Consider the following 17,525-nt stretch of genomic DNA (forward strand, 5'->3'; position numbering starts at 1 on the left):
AAGCACGTAGTGTTCATGGATTTCTAGGAGGGATTTACGCGTCCTTGTGTGCATATCAACTGATCCATAAAAATAAGCCAACAATTCAAATTATGAAGTCATCGGCTTAAGCAGGATTCGGGTTATTTATAATCTTAGAATCTAATAAAAACCCAAGCAAACTAACTCGGGTTTTGTTAAATTTATTCATACTCACTATAATTTTGTATTTTCCAAATACAAACACCTAATTTTGTAGTGCCAAAAACTTCTCAATCGCCTGCTGTGCGATCTCCGCATCCTGGAACGACTTCACTCCAGAAACACCCATCGCACCAACCAACTGACCCTGATACAGAATCGGCTCACCACCTTCTAACATCCCAGAAAAAGTATCCATCGTCAGAAAGCCCATTTGACCGCCTTTGATAATATCTTCAAACAGTTTGGATGGGCGGCGACTAATGGCAGAACAACGTGCTTTTTCCAGACACAGGTTTGCTGTCATCGGTGAAGCACCATCCATACGCTTCATTGCCAGCAAATTGCCAGTTTCATCAACTACAGCAATACTAACATTAAAGCCATTTTCTAGCGCATATTCATAGGCCTGATTTAACAAAAACTCAGCGTCGCTTAAGGTCAGATAATGTTTGGTTTTCATTCAACTATCCAATTTCTAATTTATCAATTTCAAATCTTTGCGGTCTAATTAAAAGAATAAAATAAGCCCGAAGGAATTCGGGCTTATGTTCCCTCTCCTTTTAGGAGAGGGTTAGGGAGAGGTTGTATTACCCTTTCATTTCAGCAAAAGTTTCTTTAGCCGCTTGAATCGTAAATTCAATATCTTCATCACTATGCGCAGCTGAAATAAATCCTGCTTCAAATGCAGATGGAGCCAGGTTCACACCACGACTTAACATGCCATGGAAGAATTTCTTGAAAGCTTCTACGTCACATTTCAGCATTGAATCAAAGCTGGTGATGTCTTCTTGATCAGTGAAGTACAGGCCAAACATGCCGCCCACTTGCTGGGTCTTGAATGGAATACCGGCTTCATCCGCAGCTGCTTGTAAACCTGCAAGAAGTTTTTCAAGTTGAGCAGTCAGTTTTTCATAAAAACCTGGCTCACGCAGATGTTTAAACATCTCGATCCCGGCACGCATTGCTAGCGGGTTACCGGACAAAGTACCTGCCTGATACACGTTACCTAGTGGCGCGATGCATTCCATCACTTCACGCTTACCGCCAAAAGCACCGACTGGCAACCCCGCACCAATAATTTTACCCAAAGTCGTTAAATCAGGAGTCACGCCATAATGTGCCTGAGCACCACCAAGACCCACACGAAAGCCTGTCATCACTTCATCAATAATGAAGACTGAACCATGTTCGTCACAGACATCACGTATCGCTTGCAGGAAACCATCAATCGGTTTCACCAGATTCATGTTCCCTGCCACTGGCTCTACGATCACACCCGCGATTTCTGAACCGAACTTGGCAAAGCATTCTTTTAAAGTCGCAATGTCGTTATAAGGAAGGGTTAATGTATGTTTGGCAAAATCAGCAGGTACGCCCGCAGAAGTCGCTTCCCCTTCGCCTTTAGTTAACAGGCCAGAACCTGCTTTTACCAGCAGCGAGTCAGAGTGCCCATGATAACAACCTTCAAATTTTACGATTTTGTCACGTCCGGTATAACCACGCGCCAAGCGGATCGCAGTCATGGTCGCTTCAGTACCAGAATTCGTCATACGTACCAATTCAATGGATGGCATGATGTCGCAAATGATATCTGCCAAAGTGGTTTCATGCACGGTTGGTGCACCAAAGCTTAAACCATCAACAGCTGCATCTTGCACCGCTTTAATGATTGATGGATGCGCATGACCCAGAATCATTGGGCCCCATGAACCCACATAGTCCACATAGCGCTTGCCATCGACATCGTACAGATAAGCACCTTGTGCTTTCTCGATAAAGATAGGCGTACCACCCACGCCATTGAAAGCACGTACAGGTGAGTTAACACCACCCGGAATATGTTTATTGGCTTGTTTAAATAGTTGTTCTTGCTTTGGAGATAAACTCATGAGAATCACTCAACTCAAAAATACAATAAGAAATAAAAATTAAGCTTGTTCAGCAAATAGTTCCGACCAGTCATACACTCGTTGACCGACAGTAGACATCGAGCGGCCTAAAACATCACTAATGACCGCACAAAGATCAGCGCCGGCTTCAATGACTTCTTTACCGTTTTCAACTGTCAAACCACCAATGGCACAGATTGGTACATTCAATTTTTCTTTAGCCAGTTTCAAGGTTTCTAAACCAATATTGCCCGCTTCTGGCTTGGTGTCAGTCGCAAAGATCGCACCAAATGCCACATAGTTTGCACCATCCGCAATGGCTTGTTCTGCAAGCTCAAGTGAGTTGTTGCAACTGCGACCAATCAAAACATTTTTAGGCAAACGTTCAACAGCTTTCTGGATTGAACCATCATCCTGACCCAAATGCACGCCTACGCCATATTTTACTGCAGTTTCCAAATCGTCATTAATCACAAATGGAACTTTGTACTGTTCACACATTTGTTTCATATATTCGATTTCGTAAGCCTGATCTTCTTTCGCTACTTTTTTACGACGATACTGAAGTACCGCAACTTCATAAGTCGCCATTGCACCTTCAAGTTTTGCTAGGAGAAGTTCAATAGGATCATCATTGGTAATTAAATATAAACCGCGCATGACTGCCGCCATTCAAAATACATACGCTATTATAGGCATAAATGGGCGAGTTTCCCCATCCTAAACACTGAATAATACCCGATTCAGGGATTAGATTATTATTTGTACTTTTTATACAGGTGATTGATCAATATCCCTATTTTCAGTGATAGGCGACTGCGAGAATTTACGTTTTAATGGTTTTATAACAATAATGATAAAGTGTTAATGCTTACGCCCTCCGACAAACGCTTTTAGGATTTTGCAGATAACTTAGTGGAGAAGTTGCAAAATTCTGAAAGCGATTTTTTTATGTCCGGATTTTACGATTCCTGTGTATAAAATTGCTTGAATACTATTAATCACAAAACTTAAAGAAAACTTCAAAATACCCAATTTCAGGGATAGGTCTACATGCATTAAAGGATTTAAATAAGTTCGAACACAACACATAAATAGAAAAGCAAAAGCTGTGTTTTATCTACCAGATCCTTTCTAGCTTTGGGTAAACCGTTTATGGGGAGACGTGTCAAAGCTAGAAAGGATCGACCCATCTAAGCAGAACTGACCATCTTATCTCTCAAACTTGGTTCATTCATCTCGTGAATATTTTCTAAATCATTCAGATAAATTAAAAATACGTCAATGCAGATCTTTCTATTTTTTTAAATATAAAAAAAGCCCGGAGAAGGTCGCTCCAGGCTTGGAAAACTGATTTATTCAGTGAATTATACTCTTTGATAAAATACTGAATAAGCAATAAAACAATTAATAGAATAATAACTCTACACTTGCAAGTGTTTTTATCGTTTTTATTGCAATACTTAAGCATAAATCCGATAAAACGTCATAAGCCCTAACTTGGAATTTTGTCGTGCTTACGATCGACCAGGCTCAGGTTACCACGTAATACATCGGCAAACATACGCCAGTCTGAAATAAAACTGTATAGCGGCTGTTTAAAGCTGGCCGGTTTATTCTTTTCAAAAATGAAATGACCAATCCAGGCACAGGCATAACCTGAGAGTAGTCCATAGGCCAGATATTTAGCTTTACGCTGATGAAGGGCTTTGCTAAAAAAATATAAACCGATACTGCTGCCTGCGACATGCAAACGGCGGCTCATAATATGGCGATGCTCGGTTAGATAAAACCGGTAAAACTCATGATAGTCATGAATCGGCATTTGTGGAGAAGTCAGTTCTGCAATCTCATTGCTCGGCTGCACTTGTGCATTCATTATCATCATCCTGATCTTTTTTCTTCACCTTAGCGCATAATTTAGGCAATTAAAAGTACCTTTATTTTCATGTAATTCTGTACCTGAATTTGGCTTAGATATTGAATTGTCATGCTTTCAGTAGAAACCGGCGAATGAGATCAGCATTTTAATTTTTCCATTTCCATTTTTTTCAATCGGTCAAGTCTTACATCAGATTGGTTTTTCGTTACAATCAGCCGCTCAAAAGTCTAAAAAATATTTCCGTTTCATATCGGAATTTCATGCAAGCGAATAAAAATTCAATTTATTTTTTAATATTTTTCAATAAATTGAATAGACAGGATGATTATCATGGTTGAAGTTGAACTCAAGTTCCAGATTCCCGCGGCACGCCGTACTGCCCTGCTTAAGGCACTTGATCCCAAGAAATCTCAACAGATCCTGCTTCAAGCCAAATACTATGATACTGCAGACCGTCAACTGGCCCAGCATGGAATTGCCCTACGCCAACGATTAGAAGGCAGTCGTTGGGTTCAGACGTTAAAAGCGGCAGGCAAAAGCCACATTGAACGTTTCGAGCATAATCATGATCTGGGTGAATTAGAATATTCTCCTGAGCTGGACCTGAGTATTTACAAGCAGTCTGCTGAAGCGCAAACCTTGCTTAATCGTGCTTTAGGTGATCAGTTTGACCAGCTGCAATTGCAGTTTGAAACCGATATTGCCCGTACCTTGCGCGTGATTGAATATGAAAACACATCAATCGAAGTCAGCCTGGATATCGGCTGTATTCGCACGCCTCATGCTGAACAGGAAGTGCATGAAGTTGAATTCGAGTTAAAGCATGGCTCAATTCAGGATTTGCTGGCCTTTAGTTTTGAATGGGTCAAAAAATATCAGCTGTGGCTGGATGTACGCAGTAAGGCAGAAATTGGGAATTTGTTAGCGACTCATCAGAATGTAAGTCCCGCTACTTTTGCCAAAGAATTCCAGATCAGCAAAAAAGACAGTGCGGGTAAAAACCTGTGTCATCTAGTGGCCCAGCAAATGCAGCACCTGTTACCCAATATTGCGGCAATCTCCGCGCAAGTGGCAGAGCAGGAACATATTGATCAGGCACAACAGGCCTTGGATCATCTCTATCTGACCCTACTTTTGTTTAAAGATTGGCATCCCCAAGTTTCAGACAAATGGGCGCATCAACTTGCCGCATTTAAACATCAGTTTGAACATCTGCAACATTTACAGCACATGCAAAACACTCTGGCTGGCTTCCTGCAAAATCCTATGACCGCAGAGAACCTGACTAAAGATATTCTCTATGCCAAAGAGAAGCTGGGCAATCTGGTGAAATCCACCCAAAATGTGCATCACTATCTGGAATTGCTGATCTTCAGCTTAAGTACAAATGAAGCTAAGCCGCTGGAATTGAAATCTGCAGCGCAAACTACCTTGCAGCAACAATACAAAGTCTTGCAGGAACAGATGAACCAGACTGATATTACCAATTTTGAGAGTCTGGATCAGCTAGCAATTCGCATTCAGGAATTAAAATTCAGCTTCCCAATTTTGACCACGATTTATGATGTCAAAAACCTACAAAAATACAGCAAGGCTTTAAATGATGCACAGCAGGCAGCAAATGAATATCAGACATTGGCCTCCTCTGCCCTGTATATCCAGCAGACTGAGCTGGAAGCCAGTGACTGGTTTGTGTTGGGTTGGCTGACTGCCAAGCAGGAAGTCTATGCACAGCGCTTACTGGAAGCGACAGAACAGTTTCTGGTCAGCCGCAAATTTCTTAAATAAGTATTTAACTGACTTTCAAAGCACGCTACGGCGTGCTTTTTTGTTGCACAAGCACATCACAATACTTTTGTTGTTTGGTCTATATTGATTGTTATGAGCCTCATCGAGAAGGAATGGCCCGATGGCAGAAATCGAACTCAAATTCCAGATTCCGCAAAGTATACGTCACCAATTCGAACAAGATTTTCAGCAGTACGGGCCGACTCGACATCATTTATGTGCCAAATACTTTGATACTTCCGATCAGCAGTTACAGCAGCACAAAATTGCACTCCGGCAGCGTCTGGAAGATCAGCAATGGTTTCAGACCTTAAAAGCACCGAGCCAGCATCAGTTTGAACGCTTTGAGCTGGAAGAAAGACTGGATGCCGCACCGGACAACTGTGATTTAAAAGCTTATGCCAAGCATAAACAGGCTCGGAAGATTCTAAAACAGGCACTTCACACCCTAGATACGTCTCTGACTCTACAATTTGAAACTGATGTAGAGCGGGATCTCTGGATTGAAAATTACCGAGGAAGTCAGATTGAAATTGCACTGGATAGAGGTGAGATTCGTTCTAATGGCCAGACCTTGGATATTTATGAAGTTGAATTTGAGCTCAAAAGTGGCAAACTTGATGACTTAATTGATTTTGTTAAACCCTGGATTCAACGTTATCAGTTATGGCTGGATGTACGCAGCAAATCTGAACGTGGTTATGCTCTGCTGAATAATAAAACTGATCTTCCGGTCCAGCATCAGACAACCTTAGAGCTCGCAGCTAAAGACGATATTCATCATATCTTGCAAAAAATTATCACCAACTGTCTGACGCACCTGTTTCCCAATGCGACGGCGATTGCGCTAGAAAATTACAATAGTGACCATGTGCACCAGGCCCGCGTCGCTATCCGGCGTTTACGCAGTGCCTTAAAAATCTTCCAGCCCTATCATCAGGATTTGCCAGAGGAATGGCAGGATCAGTTACGCAATATCTTCCAGCAATTAGGCTCTACTCGGGATCGCGATGCTTTAGCTGAAAGTCTGCTTCCTCAGCTAGAAGCTGCGGGTTCACCAGTATTGCAGTTGCCTCCAGCCCAACAGGATCAGGCAGATATTAGCCAATTATTCAGAAAGCCAGCTACGATGGAGCTGATACTGGAGCTACTACAATTTAGTCAGGATCAGAGTGCAAACCAGCAAAAGTCCTCGCATAAAATCCTGTGTAAAGGACTCAGCAAACTGCATCAGAAAGTCTGTGCAGATGCAGAGAATTATCAGGAACTGGATATTGAATCACGCCACCGAACCCGCAAGCGGGTTAAACGCTTGCGTTATAATGTGGAATTTCTGCAAAGCCTGTTTCCGGAAAAGGAAATCAAAAGATATCTGAAAGCGTTAAAGCCCTTACAGGAGACTTTAGGTCATTATAATGACCTGTTTGTCGCAGAAAGCCTGTATAGGCCTTATGCCAAAAAACATTCCAAGGCATGGTTTGTCATCGGCTGGCTCACCGCAGAACAGCAGCATCTGTCGGAACAGGCTGCCGAGCAGTTACAAAAATTTTCTCACACCCAGCCATTCTGGTAAGAGATAAATAGACAAAATTGCTCTAGCGATATTTTCCATATACTTTCCAGGTATTGTTATCAGCTAATGGATCGCTATAACTATCGCTGCGCTGCTTACGCGGCTTATCACGGGCATCAACCAGTTCAAAATGTGGTTCGACACTGAGGACGATGCCATTCACATAGAACCGAGTCCGGGTGTATTCACTTTGACCATGCTGGAATACATAAGTACGCAGATCTACAAATTCACGATGTGCCACCAAAGCTGCCGTTTCATCACTGTCTAGCCAGCGTTGCATGGCCTGAATCTGTTCCGGTTCAAATTGCCCACATTTTTCAATCAGGCTGGCAATACCACGAAAAGTTTTGGATTCTTTGGCGCGGGTTTTATTAATCCGGATGCGGTCCACATGAAAATAAAATAAGGGCAGATTCAAATGACTTGGCAAATGAATCGCATCCAGGACTTCATCTTCCATAAAAGGCTGAAACAGATCCTGCGCCCTTTCAATCAGACCCAGCCATTGCTTGTAATATTCTTCGACCTGCGACTTGGTGCCATAATAAATTGGCAATCCTTCCACATTGGCCAGATTTGCCGGTGGCCAGATATTCTGGCGCAATAAGGCAATATCACTTTTCAGGCTCTGTACAGCAATTGCATCTTGCATGAGATTCACATTTTTATTGCTTAGGCTATTTTTAGATTAAGGCAAAGGTTTAGTTTCTGCAAGGCTTTGCCTATAATTAGTGATTAAGATTTTATTATCAGGAAAAATTCATGGTTCAAAAGATTGAAGCAACCGATGTAACCGAAGAAGAAGCGTTAAATGCTGCATTCTTTGAACGTGCTGATGAATTTATTAAACAGGCCAACGAATTTAGCCGTGTAGAAAAAGGCTCTCAGGAAAACCCGGCAGAAAAACGTGGTCAAGTCAGTGCCGCAATGCTGTTTGGTACTGCCCGCTTTAATACCTGGGTCGCTGCCAACAATTTCAAAGATGGTAACGAGATGCGCGACGCTAAAGATCAGGTCATGTCTTATATCTTGCAGCAATTTCAGATGATGCTGGAAGATAACTATGATGAATACTGTGAGCAGTTTGAAAACTATTTACGTTTCCGTCGTAATGAAGAGTTTCATGCCAACAAGCATCAACACGACCACGATCATTAATAAAAGCCCTACGGGGCTTTTTTTAAATCTTTGATTTTTAATTTGACTTTAATGCTGCATTTATCCTATAAAAAATGAATAAAAATTAAACGACGATCAAAAATATCATGCAGCAACTGCCCTTTCCGATTATAGATCCGCATATTCATCAATGGGACCCTTATACCACACCGCATGCCGCAGCCTCAGCCGTAAAATTATTTGGCAAACATCCCAAACTGCTGAACAAAATGGTGCGACTGATCAAGCCCAAAGCGGTGATCGATACCATTGGTCTGACCGAACATCTGACCGCGCCTTACCTACCTGAAAATTATAAACGTGACATCGGTCATTATCAGGTGGAACAGATTGTTCATATAGAAGCAAGCTGGCATGAGCATAAAGGTACTGGCGTGGTTAATGAAACCAGGTTTATTGCCGGGCTGCCTTTTGCTGAACAGAATATTCAGCTAGGCGGCATTGTGGCTACAGCTGATCTTCGTCAAAAAAACTTTAAACAGCTGCTGCAATTACATCAGGAAGTTTCGCCTAAATTACGTGGTATTCGTAAAATGGCATCGTTCCATGCCGATAAAGGCATTCATGCCTGGACCGATGAACCGCATTTATACTGCAATAAGAAATTTCTGAAAGGATTTGAGGAATTAGCCAAAGCCAATTTAAGTTTTGATGCCTGGGTTTATTCTACCCAAATTTCTGATGTGGCCCATCTGGCCAAAACATTTCCTGAAACGCCGATTGTGCTGGATCACTTGGGCACACCTGCCGGCATCTTTGGGAAAGTCGGTAAAGCAACAGGACAAACAGCACAGCAGCGAGACTATATTTTTCAGACTTGGAAAGAAGACTTGGCTGAACTGGCAAAATGTCCGAATGTGTATAGCAAAATCTCCGGTCTGTTTATGCCTGTACTCGGTCACCGTTTTCATTTAGATCGAAAACTGGCAAAAAAAGATGAACTGATTCAGCTCGCGGCTCCATTGATCCAGCATGCCCTACAATGTTTCGCTAAAGATCGCATCATGTTTGCTTCGAATTTCCCGATGGATCGTGTCAGCACAGATCTGGTCACCATCATTGATGCCTTTAGCGATATTGTGCAGAACTATGACGAACATGCTGTAAAGCCGGTTTTTTATGAAAATGCGAAACGCTTTTATCGTTTATAGAACTCTTATTAATTAAAACTGAATCAACAAATAGATTAAAATTTTAATTTTTAAAATTTTTCATGCTCATAAATACGCGGAAACGTCATCCGTAACTGGTTGAGGTAGGACTACATCATAAGAGGATTGTTTCTACAATAAATTTATTTCGTGAAGGTGGTGGACGAGTTTTGCGGATGACAAATGGTTTTGGCTACTTTTGCCGAAGCAAAAGTAGCCATATAGACATCTAAACATTTATTTAAAATGAAAAGAGACCGTCATAGACTTATAAAAAATTACAGAGTTTATTTCACTTCTTTCCCATACTGATCCGCCATGACTTCGACCAATTGATCCGGTTTAACATATTTTTTGATAACGGCATCGACATCTGCCTTGGTCAGCTTGGCAATCGCCTGATCACGTTTCTCCCGATAGATCAGATTACGATCTTTTTCCAGTTGTGGAATCAGCATGCTGTGAATACGGCGATCATCTTCTAGTGCAGTGACGCGCTGTTTCAAAATCGTGGCTTTCGCTGCTTCAACTTCCTGCTCGGTTACCCCTTTGGCCAGAAGCTCATTCAATACCTTATGCACCGCTTGTGACACCTGTGCTGATCGGCCAGGCGTATAATTCGCCTGAATGCCTAATGCGCCTGAATCAATCCATTCATCATACTGAGCATTGGCACTAAAACCATAAACCAGCGCATTTTTCTCACGTAATTCCTGTGCTAAACGTGAAGACAACTGAGAATCACCCAGAATATGCCGGAAGACCAGCATGGCTGGCAAATCTACATGTTCTGCACCGACCGGGAATGTCATGACAGCCTGATAATGACCGAACTCGCGCTGTTCAGACAACGCATGGATTTTCTGTGCCGGATAAACTGTATATTGACCACTTAAGCGCTCATAAGGCTGCTTCGCTTTCCAGCTCGCAAAGTTATTTTTGAGGACTTTGCTCACGGACTTCGGATTAAATTCCCCTGTCACTGCGATCTGGGCATGATGCGTATTAAAGAACTGCTGATATAACGCTACGACATGTTCACGAGTAGCAGCCTGAATCTGTTTTTTTGCCAGTTCAGGTTCAAAATGATAGCGAAGGTCACCCGGCTGATAAATCTCGGTCGCGCGAGACATGGTCAGGCCGGCCACCATATTGGGCTCAGTATAAGGACGGTCTAACGCAGACAGGCTTTGTCCTTTAATCAGGTCAAACTGGCTCTGCTCAAAGGCCGGTTTATTGAGCACATCCAGCACATACTGGAAAAATTCCTCAAACTTCTCTTTTTTGGCACTGATCTGAATGCTCATGCCATTTTCAGAGGAACTGGCCGTGGCTGAACCACCGGACTCAATAATTTTATCGGCAATCTGTTGCAAGCTTTGGGTTTCAGAAGAACGCAGCAGTAAGTAAGCTGTCAGATCCAGAATCTCGCCTTTATTGAACAAACTTTGTGCCGTGCCGAAATTAAGCGCAATGGTGGCATAAACTTTGTCATCCTGAGTCTGGGTCGGGAATAAAGCGTATTTAATACCATTCTTCAGTTTGCCACGTTGAATCTGTTTGTCCTTGGCCTGTAAATATTGCTTGGACTGCGCCACATACTGCTTTACTTCTGCCTGATAGACACTGACATCTTTCAGCGGTTCTGCTGCTTCAGCCTGCTGATCCAGAGTTTGAGCCGGCACTTCAGTCTGGGTCAACTCCTGTGCTTTTTTCTGATCTTCTGGTGTCGGCAAGATATTGCCAGAAATACGATATTCCGGCTTAAAGAATGCTTTATACACCTGGTTGACCTGATTAACATCCAGCTTTTCTATGGCTTGCAGATCTTTAAAATACTGGCTCCAGTCACCTGAATAAGCCACTACATATTCACTTAAACGCGAACCTAAAGCGGTTGCGCTATTTTTAACATTGTCCGCCTGGTTTCGGGTTAGACTTTTAGCCCGGTTTAATTCGGTTTCATTAAATGGCTGGCTCTGCTCTACCCCCTGAATTAAGCCCTGCTCAACTTGTTTGACTTGATGATTTGGCGCATAGATGGCACCCATAAACACCAGATTAAAATCTTTATCGAGCCAGGTCATGGACTGCACTGTAGTGGTCTTACCAGTCTCGACCAGACTTTGATACAGGTGTCCGCTAGGTTGCAAGGTATATAAGATTGGAGACATGGCCAGCGTGGTTTTAATACTTTCTTCTGACTGGTTCAGATAAATATTAAATTTGGCCAGATCACTACCTTTTTGTACGGTAAATTCACGTTGTTTGATCTGTTCAGGTTTTAGCGCAGGCACTTTTACCGCTTCAGGCACTTTGCGGGACTGAATCGGACTGAAATGGGTATCAATCTGCTTCAGCACTTCTGCCTTATTAAATTTGCCTGAAATAATCATCAAAGCATTATTCGGTGCATACCAATGACGATAAAACTGGTTCAGCTCCTGCATCTTGATCGATTGCAGTTCGTTCAAGTCACCAATCGGTAATCGCCCCAGATACTGATTGCCATAAGCTGATTTAAATACCTGATCCATCAGTACGGAAAATGGCTGATCCAGACGGATTTCACGCTCACGTTTCACGATATCAATTTCAGTCGGCACATACTTTTCTTGCAGGACCAGCTTGTCCATGCGTTCTGCTTCAAGGAAAATCACTTCATTGACCGCAGTCTGCTCAGGACGAATCACATTGGTATATTTGGTTGAGTAATAGTCAGTACTAGCATTGGTCATTAAGGTATATTGATCCAGACGGCGCTGAAACTCATCTCCCTTCACATTTTCCGTGCCTTTAAACGCCAGATGTTCAAGCAGATGCGCCAGGCCCCCTTTGCCCTGAGGATCATTCAGTGAACCGGTCAGATAAACCGTATTCATAAACACTTTATTTTCTTTATCATTGGGCGCAAGAATAATTCTTAAGCCATTTTCCAGTCGATATTCTTCGATATTCTGTTCTGTTTTCACCAATACTGGCTGTGCAAAACTGGCCGCAGTCCAGCCAGATAATAAAATCGCCATGCTTAAACGTTTAAAGCGTATTTGCATTGTTCATCCAAATTTTTAAGTGTGAATTTTTATTTACAGTCACTCTGATCTTAGAGAAAAGTCTCTATTATGAATAGTCTATTTTATGAGATGCCAAATAAAATACCGCGCAATTTCACGGTATTTTATTGAGTATGTTAATTAAATATAAAGTTCGGCCAGCATAAACAGTTTGGCATAACCTGAAATCTCAATGCGGTCTTGCTCTTTTAATGCACAATACAATACACCGCCACGCTGAGAAGCCTGATAAGCCACCAGTTCAGTTTTATTTAATTTCTCCGCCCAGATCGGTGCAATCCCGGTATGAATTGAACCCGTTACCGGATCTTCATTAATCCCGTTACTCGGTGCAAAATAACGTGATATGCAATCATATTGCGTATCACCAGCGGTAATCGCGACATCCAGTAATGGACCCGCTGCTGTAATCGCGGTTCTTTTTCCATTCAGCTGCTTCAGCAATTCAATATTTGGCTGCTCTTCTAATACATCCTGCACTGATTCATATTCAATAATATAACCTTGTGTATTCAGATAAACATTTTTAAAAGGCTTCGTCAGCGCCTGTCTTAAGGCTTCTGGATAATCTGTGATGAGTTCAGGCTGACGGATCGGGAAATTCATCCGGATTTTGCCATCTTCATCCTGGCATACTGTAAAAATGCCCAGATCTTTGACATGAAAATAAATGGTTTTTGCAGAGCTAAAATCCTTGAATAATACAAAGCTGCTGGCCAATGTGGCATGTCCACAGAAATCCACTTCCTTGGTCGGCGTAAACCAGCGAATTTCATAATTTTCTGCATCCAGCACTTTGACAAAAGCGGTCTCAGACAGATTATTTTCCAGGGCAATATTCTGCATCAGGTGATCATCCAGCCAAGCATCCTGCACGATGACTGCAGCAGGATTTCCCTTAAATAGAGACGTCGTAAAAGCATCCACCTGGTACATTTTCATTTTCTTTACTTCTGTATGTAGGTGTTTAGTTTAAAAGCTTTTTTCCAGAAGAGGAATTTTATATGCTGTGGATCAGATGATTTATTTTTCTCCCTTTTCACTCATTAAGGTTCTTTATGAACAATTCACATATTCAAACTGTACCTTTAGAAAAAGCCTATCGCCTGATTACACATGGCCCCACTGTGTTAGTGTCTGCCAATGATGGGCAAGACACTGATGTCATGGCCGCTGCCTGGGCATGTGCACTCGAATTCAGTCCAGCAAAAGTCACCGTAGTACTGGATAAAAGCACCAAGACCCGAAAAATAATAGAAAATTCTGGCTACTTTGCCCTGCAGATTCCCACCCTCAAACAGCTGGAAATGGTCTATAGTCTGGGAACATTGAGTCTGTACAATGCCCCAGACAAACTGGAGCAGTCCGGTGTGCAGTTATTCAAATTCGCAGATCAAGAGATCCCAGTTGTAGAAGGTTGTGCCGCCTGGATTTTATGTGAGCTGATTCCCGAGCCACATAACCAGCAAGCCCATGACCTGTTTATTGGTAAGGTCATTGCCGCTTATGCCGATGATCGGGTGTTCCGTAATGGGCACTGGTACTATCATGAAGTCAGCGAAGAATGGAAAAGTATTCATCATGTCGCCGGTGGCCACTTCTATACCATTGGCGAAGCTGTCACAGTCAAAGATGCAGAATAAATGACTGATCTTTTTAAACAAATCATATAAAAAATTCTTGTAAACAGGCAGCTTTGACCACAGTCAGACTGCCTGAATTTATGCTACTTTATCCATAATATCTGTTTGGTCTGATGTCTTATGATGCCGTTTAAAATCCACTGTATTGATGTCAAAAACTCATTACAAAATTATATCTGGTTACTTGAACATACACCGACGCATCAGGTCGTGGTCATTGATCCCACTGAAGCTGCGTTAGTTCAGAATTACTGCGCCGAACATGGGCTTGAGCTGAGTCAGATCTGGCTCACCCACTGGCATAAAGACCATATCGGGGGCGTTCCGGATTTAATTCAAAAGCAATCATTACCGGTATATGGCCCAAAAGCTGAGCTGGAAAAAATTCCGTTTATTAACCATCCACTTGAACATGACGACCAGTTCAGTTTTCATGGTGTTGAGGTACAGATTATTGCCGTACCGGGACATACCCTAGGCCATATCGTGTATTTCCTGGATGCTATTGATGTGCTGTTCTGTGGCGATACCCTGTTTGCCATGGGCTGTGGGCGGGTATTTGAAGGCACTTATCAGCAGATGTACCACTCTCTGACTCGTCTGGCTGCCTTACCGCCACGTACCCAGGTTTATTGCACGCATGAATATACACTGTCGAATGCACAGTTTGCCAAACATGTTGAACCGGATAATCCAGCAATTCTGGAGCGTTTCGAACAGGTTGAGCGTATGCGCATGCTAGGACAATGCACCTTACCCAGTACGATTGCAGCAGAACTGGAAACCAATCCTTTTTTACGCGCAGACAGTGTCGAAGAGTTTCAACGTTTACGCGTGATAAAAGACTCGTTTTAAACTTATAGCTGCTTAGAGTAGCTAATGCTTCTGAGCATAGTCATCCAGTTCTTGCTGGGTGACCACTCGTACCGCATTCATTTCATCAATCCTGACCAGCAATAATCCACCCAAAGCAGGTTGATAACGGCGCGCACTGCCAAATGGCGTATAAGCCACCTTGGACTGTACCGAAAAATCCAGCCAGTCTTCATGGCCCAGCATCACAGCTACAGGCTCCTGCCCTTGTTGCTGCATAAGTTCAATTTGCTGTTTGACGTACTGTTCAATATTTAATTCAGTCATCATCAATCTTATTTAAATTACATCAATGCCAGTATAAAGGGTTGAGCCTAAAACCATGACCTGAATACTCTGAGACTTTACTGGATTGTATATTTTTAAGCCTTACTCAAACTCTAAAACCTTAAACCACGCTAATTCCTAATTTAAAATGAATAACAAATAAACAATTATTGATTTAAATATTTGAATATTAATAACTATTCAAAAAATTATTTAGGCTTAAAATTAAAATATTTAGTTACAACATCTTGAAAATAATAAAAAACATAGACTTAGATTAAAAACCCTATATTTCGTCTATATTATCTTGTTCATTAAATCCGCAAATTCAATTAAATTAATTTAAATAAGGGTATTTGCCCTTTAAAACGAAAATTCTCACCCTTATCTATGATTTAACTGATGAAGGAGTTATGTCGTGAAAAAAGTGGTTAAAGCAAAAAACGTTCTCGCATTTAGACTTTGGTTAGAAAAATTGGGGTATTCGGTTCGCACCCTGGCAGACAATCGTGGTTTTAGTTTCAGTTTTAAAAAAGAATATGGTCTGGTGACCTGCGATCTTTCAGGTAATGCATTGGCCATGCAGCTGGGTGAGGAGTTTGAAGATCATCTGAAAGCTTAAATTTAATTAATCAATGCACTCATGATTTACCCTTTTATTTGAGTAAAATTCTCTTATTCCTATAATCAGCCCATTTCGATGGGCTTTTTTTCATTTAAAAAATTTCAGGCAAAAAAAAACAAGGCATCAACCTTGTCTCTTTTGATGGTGGGGACGGAGAGACTCGAACTCTCACACCTCGCGGCGCTGGAACCTAAATCCAGTGCGTCTACCAATTTCGCCACGTCCCCATCAGGGTACCAACTTAGTGTTGGACTTTTTCAAACTTTGGCAGAGGATCAAGGATTCGAACCTTGACGAACGGTTTTGGAGACCGTCATGCTACCATTACACCAATCCTCTACTCGGCCATTTTACTCAATCTCTTGAGTAAATTGGTGGGGACGGAGAGACTCGAACTCTCACACCTCGCGGCGCTGGAACCTAAATCCAGTGCGTCTACCAATTTCGCCACGTCCCCGATGGCTGTGTATATTATAGAGATAGCAGGTCATTGACAAGTGATTTTACAAGCAATCACTGCCTATTCCGCTATAAATTAAACAGTTAATACAATTTTTTTATTTTTTATAAGATTTAACAAGAAAACTCAGCCTTATGAGGTTTCTTTGCTACTGCTTTGAACTTAATCTCTAAGCTTGTCTAGCTCAGTCTCAGCAGATCAGACCTCTAGAACCTCACTTATCTTGATCGAGCATGTTGTTTAAACAATAAATGAATCCAATACAAAAAATAAAAAGCCAAGCCAATAAAAATGTCGCACTAAATTTCAGGCAAAAAAAAACAAGGCATTAACCTTGTTTCTTCATATATGGTGGGGATAGAGAGACTCGAACTCTCACGCCCAGAAGGCGCTGCGACCTGAACACAGTGCGTCTACCAATTCCGCCATATCCCCGTGGCTGTGTATATTATAGCGATCGCATCTGCTTGACAAGCGATTCTATGATCAACTCGGTGTTTTTATATCAAAAATTAATCAGTTAATTCTTTGATGATTAAATACTGGCTTATTTCTGATGAAACTGCTTAATTTCATTTCTCCAATTTAAAAAATCAAGTTATTTGAAAGAGTGCTGAATATTAATTTTAATGATGTTTGGATTAGCCAATTGATTGGGCATTTTAAAAGACTTCTCTCTTCTCCCCTTCACTGATACTTAGTTTGAGTATTTAAAATCTACCCATCGAAAGTAAGCGAATAATAAGAATGGAATTAAAAGATGGCTCAACCTTAAATTCCAGGCAAAAAAAAACAAGGCATCAACCTTGTCTCTTTTGATGGTGGGGACGGAGAGACTCGAACTCTCACACCTCGCGGCGCTGGAACCTAAATCCAGTGCGTCTACCAATTTCGCCACGTCCCCATCAGGGTACCAACTTAGTGTTGGACTTTTT

General features: G+C 41.9%; 15 protein-coding genes, 5 tRNA genes and 1 pseudogene. 8 read left to right on the top strand and 13 right to left on the bottom strand.

Annotation, left to right across the window (positions count from 1 at the left end; genetic code table 11):
* A pseudogene (locus tag FTV13_RS14245) lies at positions 1–110 on the top strand (IS982 family transposase); the annotation flags it as partial.
* Positions 111–226: 116 nt separating this feature from the next.
* On the opposite strand, the gene FTV13_RS14250 reads toward FTV13_RS14245, so the two are convergent.
* The 4 genes from FTV13_RS14250 to FTV13_RS14265 all read right to left on the bottom strand — a co-directional run bounded on the left by FTV13_RS14250 (position 227) and on the right by FTV13_RS14265 (position 3,951).
* Positions 227–643, bottom strand: a complete 417-nt coding sequence (locus FTV13_RS14250) for a heme-binding protein (protein WP_179993332.1) — start codon at positions 641–643, stop codon at positions 227–229.
* 127 nt (positions 644–770) lie between these two features.
* Complete coding sequence (gene hemL / locus FTV13_RS14255) at positions 771–2,072, bottom strand: glutamate-1-semialdehyde 2,1-aminomutase (RefSeq protein ID WP_034706389.1); 1,302 nt, start codon at positions 2,070–2,072, stop codon at positions 771–773.
* A 39-nt stretch (positions 2,073–2,111) separates the two neighbouring features.
* Positions 2,112–2,732, bottom strand: coding sequence for a thiamine phosphate synthase (gene thiE / locus FTV13_RS14260; RefSeq protein ID WP_159123773.1), 621 nt, complete (start codon positions 2,730–2,732; stop codon positions 2,112–2,114).
* 835 nt (positions 2,733–3,567) lie between these two features.
* Positions 3,568–3,951, bottom strand: a complete 384-nt coding sequence (locus tag FTV13_RS14265) for a DUF962 domain-containing protein (protein WP_159123774.1) — start codon at positions 3,949–3,951, stop codon at positions 3,568–3,570.
* A 333-nt stretch (positions 3,952–4,284) separates the two neighbouring features.
* On the opposite strand from FTV13_RS14265, the gene FTV13_RS14270 reads away from it, so the two are divergent.
* Together FTV13_RS14270 and FTV13_RS14275 are read left to right on the top strand one after the other, a co-directional pair.
* Positions 4,285–5,742 (top strand): inorganic triphosphatase, encoded by a 1,458-nt coding sequence (locus tag FTV13_RS14270; protein ID WP_179993333.1) that lies wholly within the window; start codon positions 4,285–4,287, stop codon positions 5,740–5,742.
* 121 nt (positions 5,743–5,863) lie between these two features.
* Positions 5,864–7,315 carry a CYTH and CHAD domain-containing protein gene (locus FTV13_RS14275; protein WP_179993334.1) on the top strand — a complete coding sequence of 484 codons (1,452 nt, stop codon included), beginning with the start codon at positions 5,864–5,866 and terminating at the stop codon, positions 7,313–7,315.
* A 22-nt stretch (positions 7,316–7,337) separates the two neighbouring features.
* Here FTV13_RS14275 and FTV13_RS14280 read toward each other — a convergent pair whose 3' ends face one another.
* Positions 7,338–7,970 (bottom strand): hypothetical protein, encoded by a 633-nt coding sequence (locus FTV13_RS14280; RefSeq protein ID WP_004786345.1) that lies wholly within the window; start codon positions 7,968–7,970, stop codon positions 7,338–7,340.
* Positions 7,971–8,080: 110 nt separating this feature from the next.
* On the opposite strand from FTV13_RS14280, the gene FTV13_RS14285 reads away from it, so the two are divergent.
* Both FTV13_RS14285 and FTV13_RS14290 read left to right on the top strand, forming a co-directional pair.
* Positions 8,081–8,476, top strand: a complete 396-nt coding sequence (locus FTV13_RS14285) for a DUF3144 domain-containing protein (RefSeq protein WP_004786347.1) — start codon at positions 8,081–8,083, stop codon at positions 8,474–8,476.
* 107 nt (positions 8,477–8,583) lie between these two features.
* Positions 8,584–9,648 carry an amidohydrolase gene (locus FTV13_RS14290; protein WP_166138633.1) on the top strand — a complete coding sequence of 355 codons (1,065 nt, stop codon included), beginning with the start codon at positions 8,584–8,586 and terminating at the stop codon, positions 9,646–9,648.
* A 287-nt stretch (positions 9,649–9,935) separates the two neighbouring features.
* Here the strand turns inward: FTV13_RS14290 and FTV13_RS14295 are convergent, their stop codons facing one another.
* A complete protein-coding gene (locus FTV13_RS14295) occupies positions 9,936–12,701 on the bottom strand; it encodes a pitrilysin family protein (protein WP_180012389.1) in 2,766 nt (921 codons plus the stop codon).
* 141 nt (positions 12,702–12,842) lie between these two features.
* Positions 12,843–13,664 (bottom strand): PhzF family phenazine biosynthesis protein, encoded by an 822-nt coding sequence (locus tag FTV13_RS14300; protein ID WP_179993336.1) that lies wholly within the window; start codon positions 13,662–13,664, stop codon positions 12,843–12,845.
* A 116-nt stretch (positions 13,665–13,780) separates the two neighbouring features.
* Here FTV13_RS14300 and FTV13_RS14305 point away from each other — a divergent pair, with 116 nt between their 5' ends.
* Both FTV13_RS14305 and gloB read left to right on the top strand, forming a co-directional pair.
* Positions 13,781–14,365, top strand: a complete 585-nt coding sequence (locus tag FTV13_RS14305) for a flavin reductase family protein (protein ID WP_159123780.1) — start codon at positions 13,781–13,783, stop codon at positions 14,363–14,365.
* Between the two features lie 120 nt (positions 14,366–14,485).
* Positions 14,486–15,220, top strand: a complete 735-nt coding sequence (gloB, locus tag FTV13_RS14310) for a hydroxyacylglutathione hydrolase (RefSeq protein WP_159123781.1) — start codon at positions 14,486–14,488, stop codon at positions 15,218–15,220.
* A gap of 21 nt (positions 15,221–15,241) precedes the next feature.
* Here gloB and FTV13_RS14315 read toward each other — a convergent pair whose 3' ends face one another.
* Positions 15,242–15,505 (bottom strand): hypothetical protein, encoded by a 264-nt coding sequence (locus tag FTV13_RS14315; protein WP_179993337.1) that lies wholly within the window; start codon positions 15,503–15,505, stop codon positions 15,242–15,244.
* A gap of 418 nt (positions 15,506–15,923) precedes the next feature.
* Here FTV13_RS14315 and FTV13_RS14320 point away from each other — a divergent pair, with 418 nt between their 5' ends.
* A complete protein-coding gene (locus FTV13_RS14320; protein ID WP_004786362.1) occupies positions 15,924–16,127 on the top strand; it encodes a hypothetical protein in 204 nt (67 codons plus the stop codon).
* A gap of 145 nt (positions 16,128–16,272) precedes the next feature.
* Here the strand turns inward: FTV13_RS14320 and FTV13_RS14325 are convergent.
* The 5 genes from FTV13_RS14325 to FTV13_RS14345 all read right to left on the bottom strand — a co-directional run bounded on the left by FTV13_RS14325 (position 16,273) and on the right by FTV13_RS14345 (position 17,494).
* Positions 16,273–16,357: transfer RNA gene (locus FTV13_RS14325), tRNA-Leu, on the bottom strand.
* Between the two features lie 38 nt (positions 16,358–16,395).
* A tRNA-Trp gene (locus FTV13_RS14330) sits at positions 16,396–16,469 on the bottom strand.
* A gap of 33 nt (positions 16,470–16,502) precedes the next feature.
* A tRNA-Leu gene (locus FTV13_RS14335) sits at positions 16,503–16,587 on the bottom strand.
* Between the two features lie 352 nt (positions 16,588–16,939).
* Positions 16,940–17,025 (bottom strand) — tRNA-Leu (locus FTV13_RS14340).
* A gap of 384 nt (positions 17,026–17,409) precedes the next feature.
* Positions 17,410–17,494, bottom strand: a tRNA-Leu gene (locus tag FTV13_RS14345).
* Positions 17,495–17,525: the final 31 nt, after the last annotated feature.

The organism is Acinetobacter sp. YH12235, assembly GCF_013417705.1.
GTDB lineage: Bacteria > Pseudomonadota > Gammaproteobacteria > Pseudomonadales > Moraxellaceae > Acinetobacter.

Excerpts from the sequence above, each read along its gene's own strand:
- FTV13_RS14305 (WP_159123780.1), top strand. The coding sequence starts at position 13,781 with ATGAACAATTCACATATTCAAACTGTACCTTTAGAAAAAGCCTATCGC.
- FTV13_RS14250 (WP_179993332.1), bottom strand. The coding sequence starts at position 643 with ATGAAAACCAAACATTATCTGACCTTAAGCGACGCTGAGTTTTTGTTA.
- FTV13_RS14285 (WP_004786347.1), top strand. The coding sequence starts at position 8,081 with ATGGTTCAAAAGATTGAAGCAACCGATGTAACCGAAGAAGAAGCGTTA.
- FTV13_RS14300 (WP_179993336.1), bottom strand. The coding sequence starts at position 13,664 with ATGAAAATGTACCAGGTGGATGCTTTTACGACGTCTCTATTTAAGGGA.
- FTV13_RS14275 (WP_179993334.1), top strand. The coding sequence starts at position 5,864 with ATGGCAGAAATCGAACTCAAATTCCAGATTCCGCAAAGTATACGTCAC.
- FTV13_RS14270 (WP_179993333.1), top strand. The coding sequence starts at position 4,285 with ATGGTTGAAGTTGAACTCAAGTTCCAGATTCCCGCGGCACGCCGTACT.
- thiE (WP_159123773.1), bottom strand. The coding sequence starts at position 2,732 with ATGCGCGGTTTATATTTAATTACCAATGATGATCCTATTGAACTTCTC.
- FTV13_RS14290 (WP_166138633.1), top strand. The coding sequence starts at position 8,584 with ATGCAGCAACTGCCCTTTCCGATTATAGATCCGCATATTCATCAATGG.
- gloB (WP_159123781.1), top strand. The coding sequence starts at position 14,486 with ATGATGCCGTTTAAAATCCACTGTATTGATGTCAAAAACTCATTACAA.
- FTV13_RS14295 (WP_180012389.1), bottom strand. The coding sequence starts at position 12,701 with ATGCAAATACGCTTTAAACGTTTAAGCATGGCGATTTTATTATCTGGC.
- hemL (WP_034706389.1), bottom strand. The coding sequence starts at position 2,072 with ATGAGTTTATCTCCAAAGCAAGAACAACTATTTAAACAAGCCAATAAA.
- FTV13_RS14315 (WP_179993337.1), bottom strand. The coding sequence starts at position 15,505 with ATGACTGAATTAAATATTGAACAGTACGTCAAACAGCAAATTGAACTT.
- FTV13_RS14265 (WP_159123774.1), bottom strand. The coding sequence starts at position 3,951 with ATGAATGCACAAGTGCAGCCGAGCAATGAGATTGCAGAACTGACTTCT.
- FTV13_RS14280 (WP_004786345.1), bottom strand. The coding sequence starts at position 7,970 with ATGCAAGATGCAATTGCTGTACAGAGCCTGAAAAGTGATATTGCCTTA.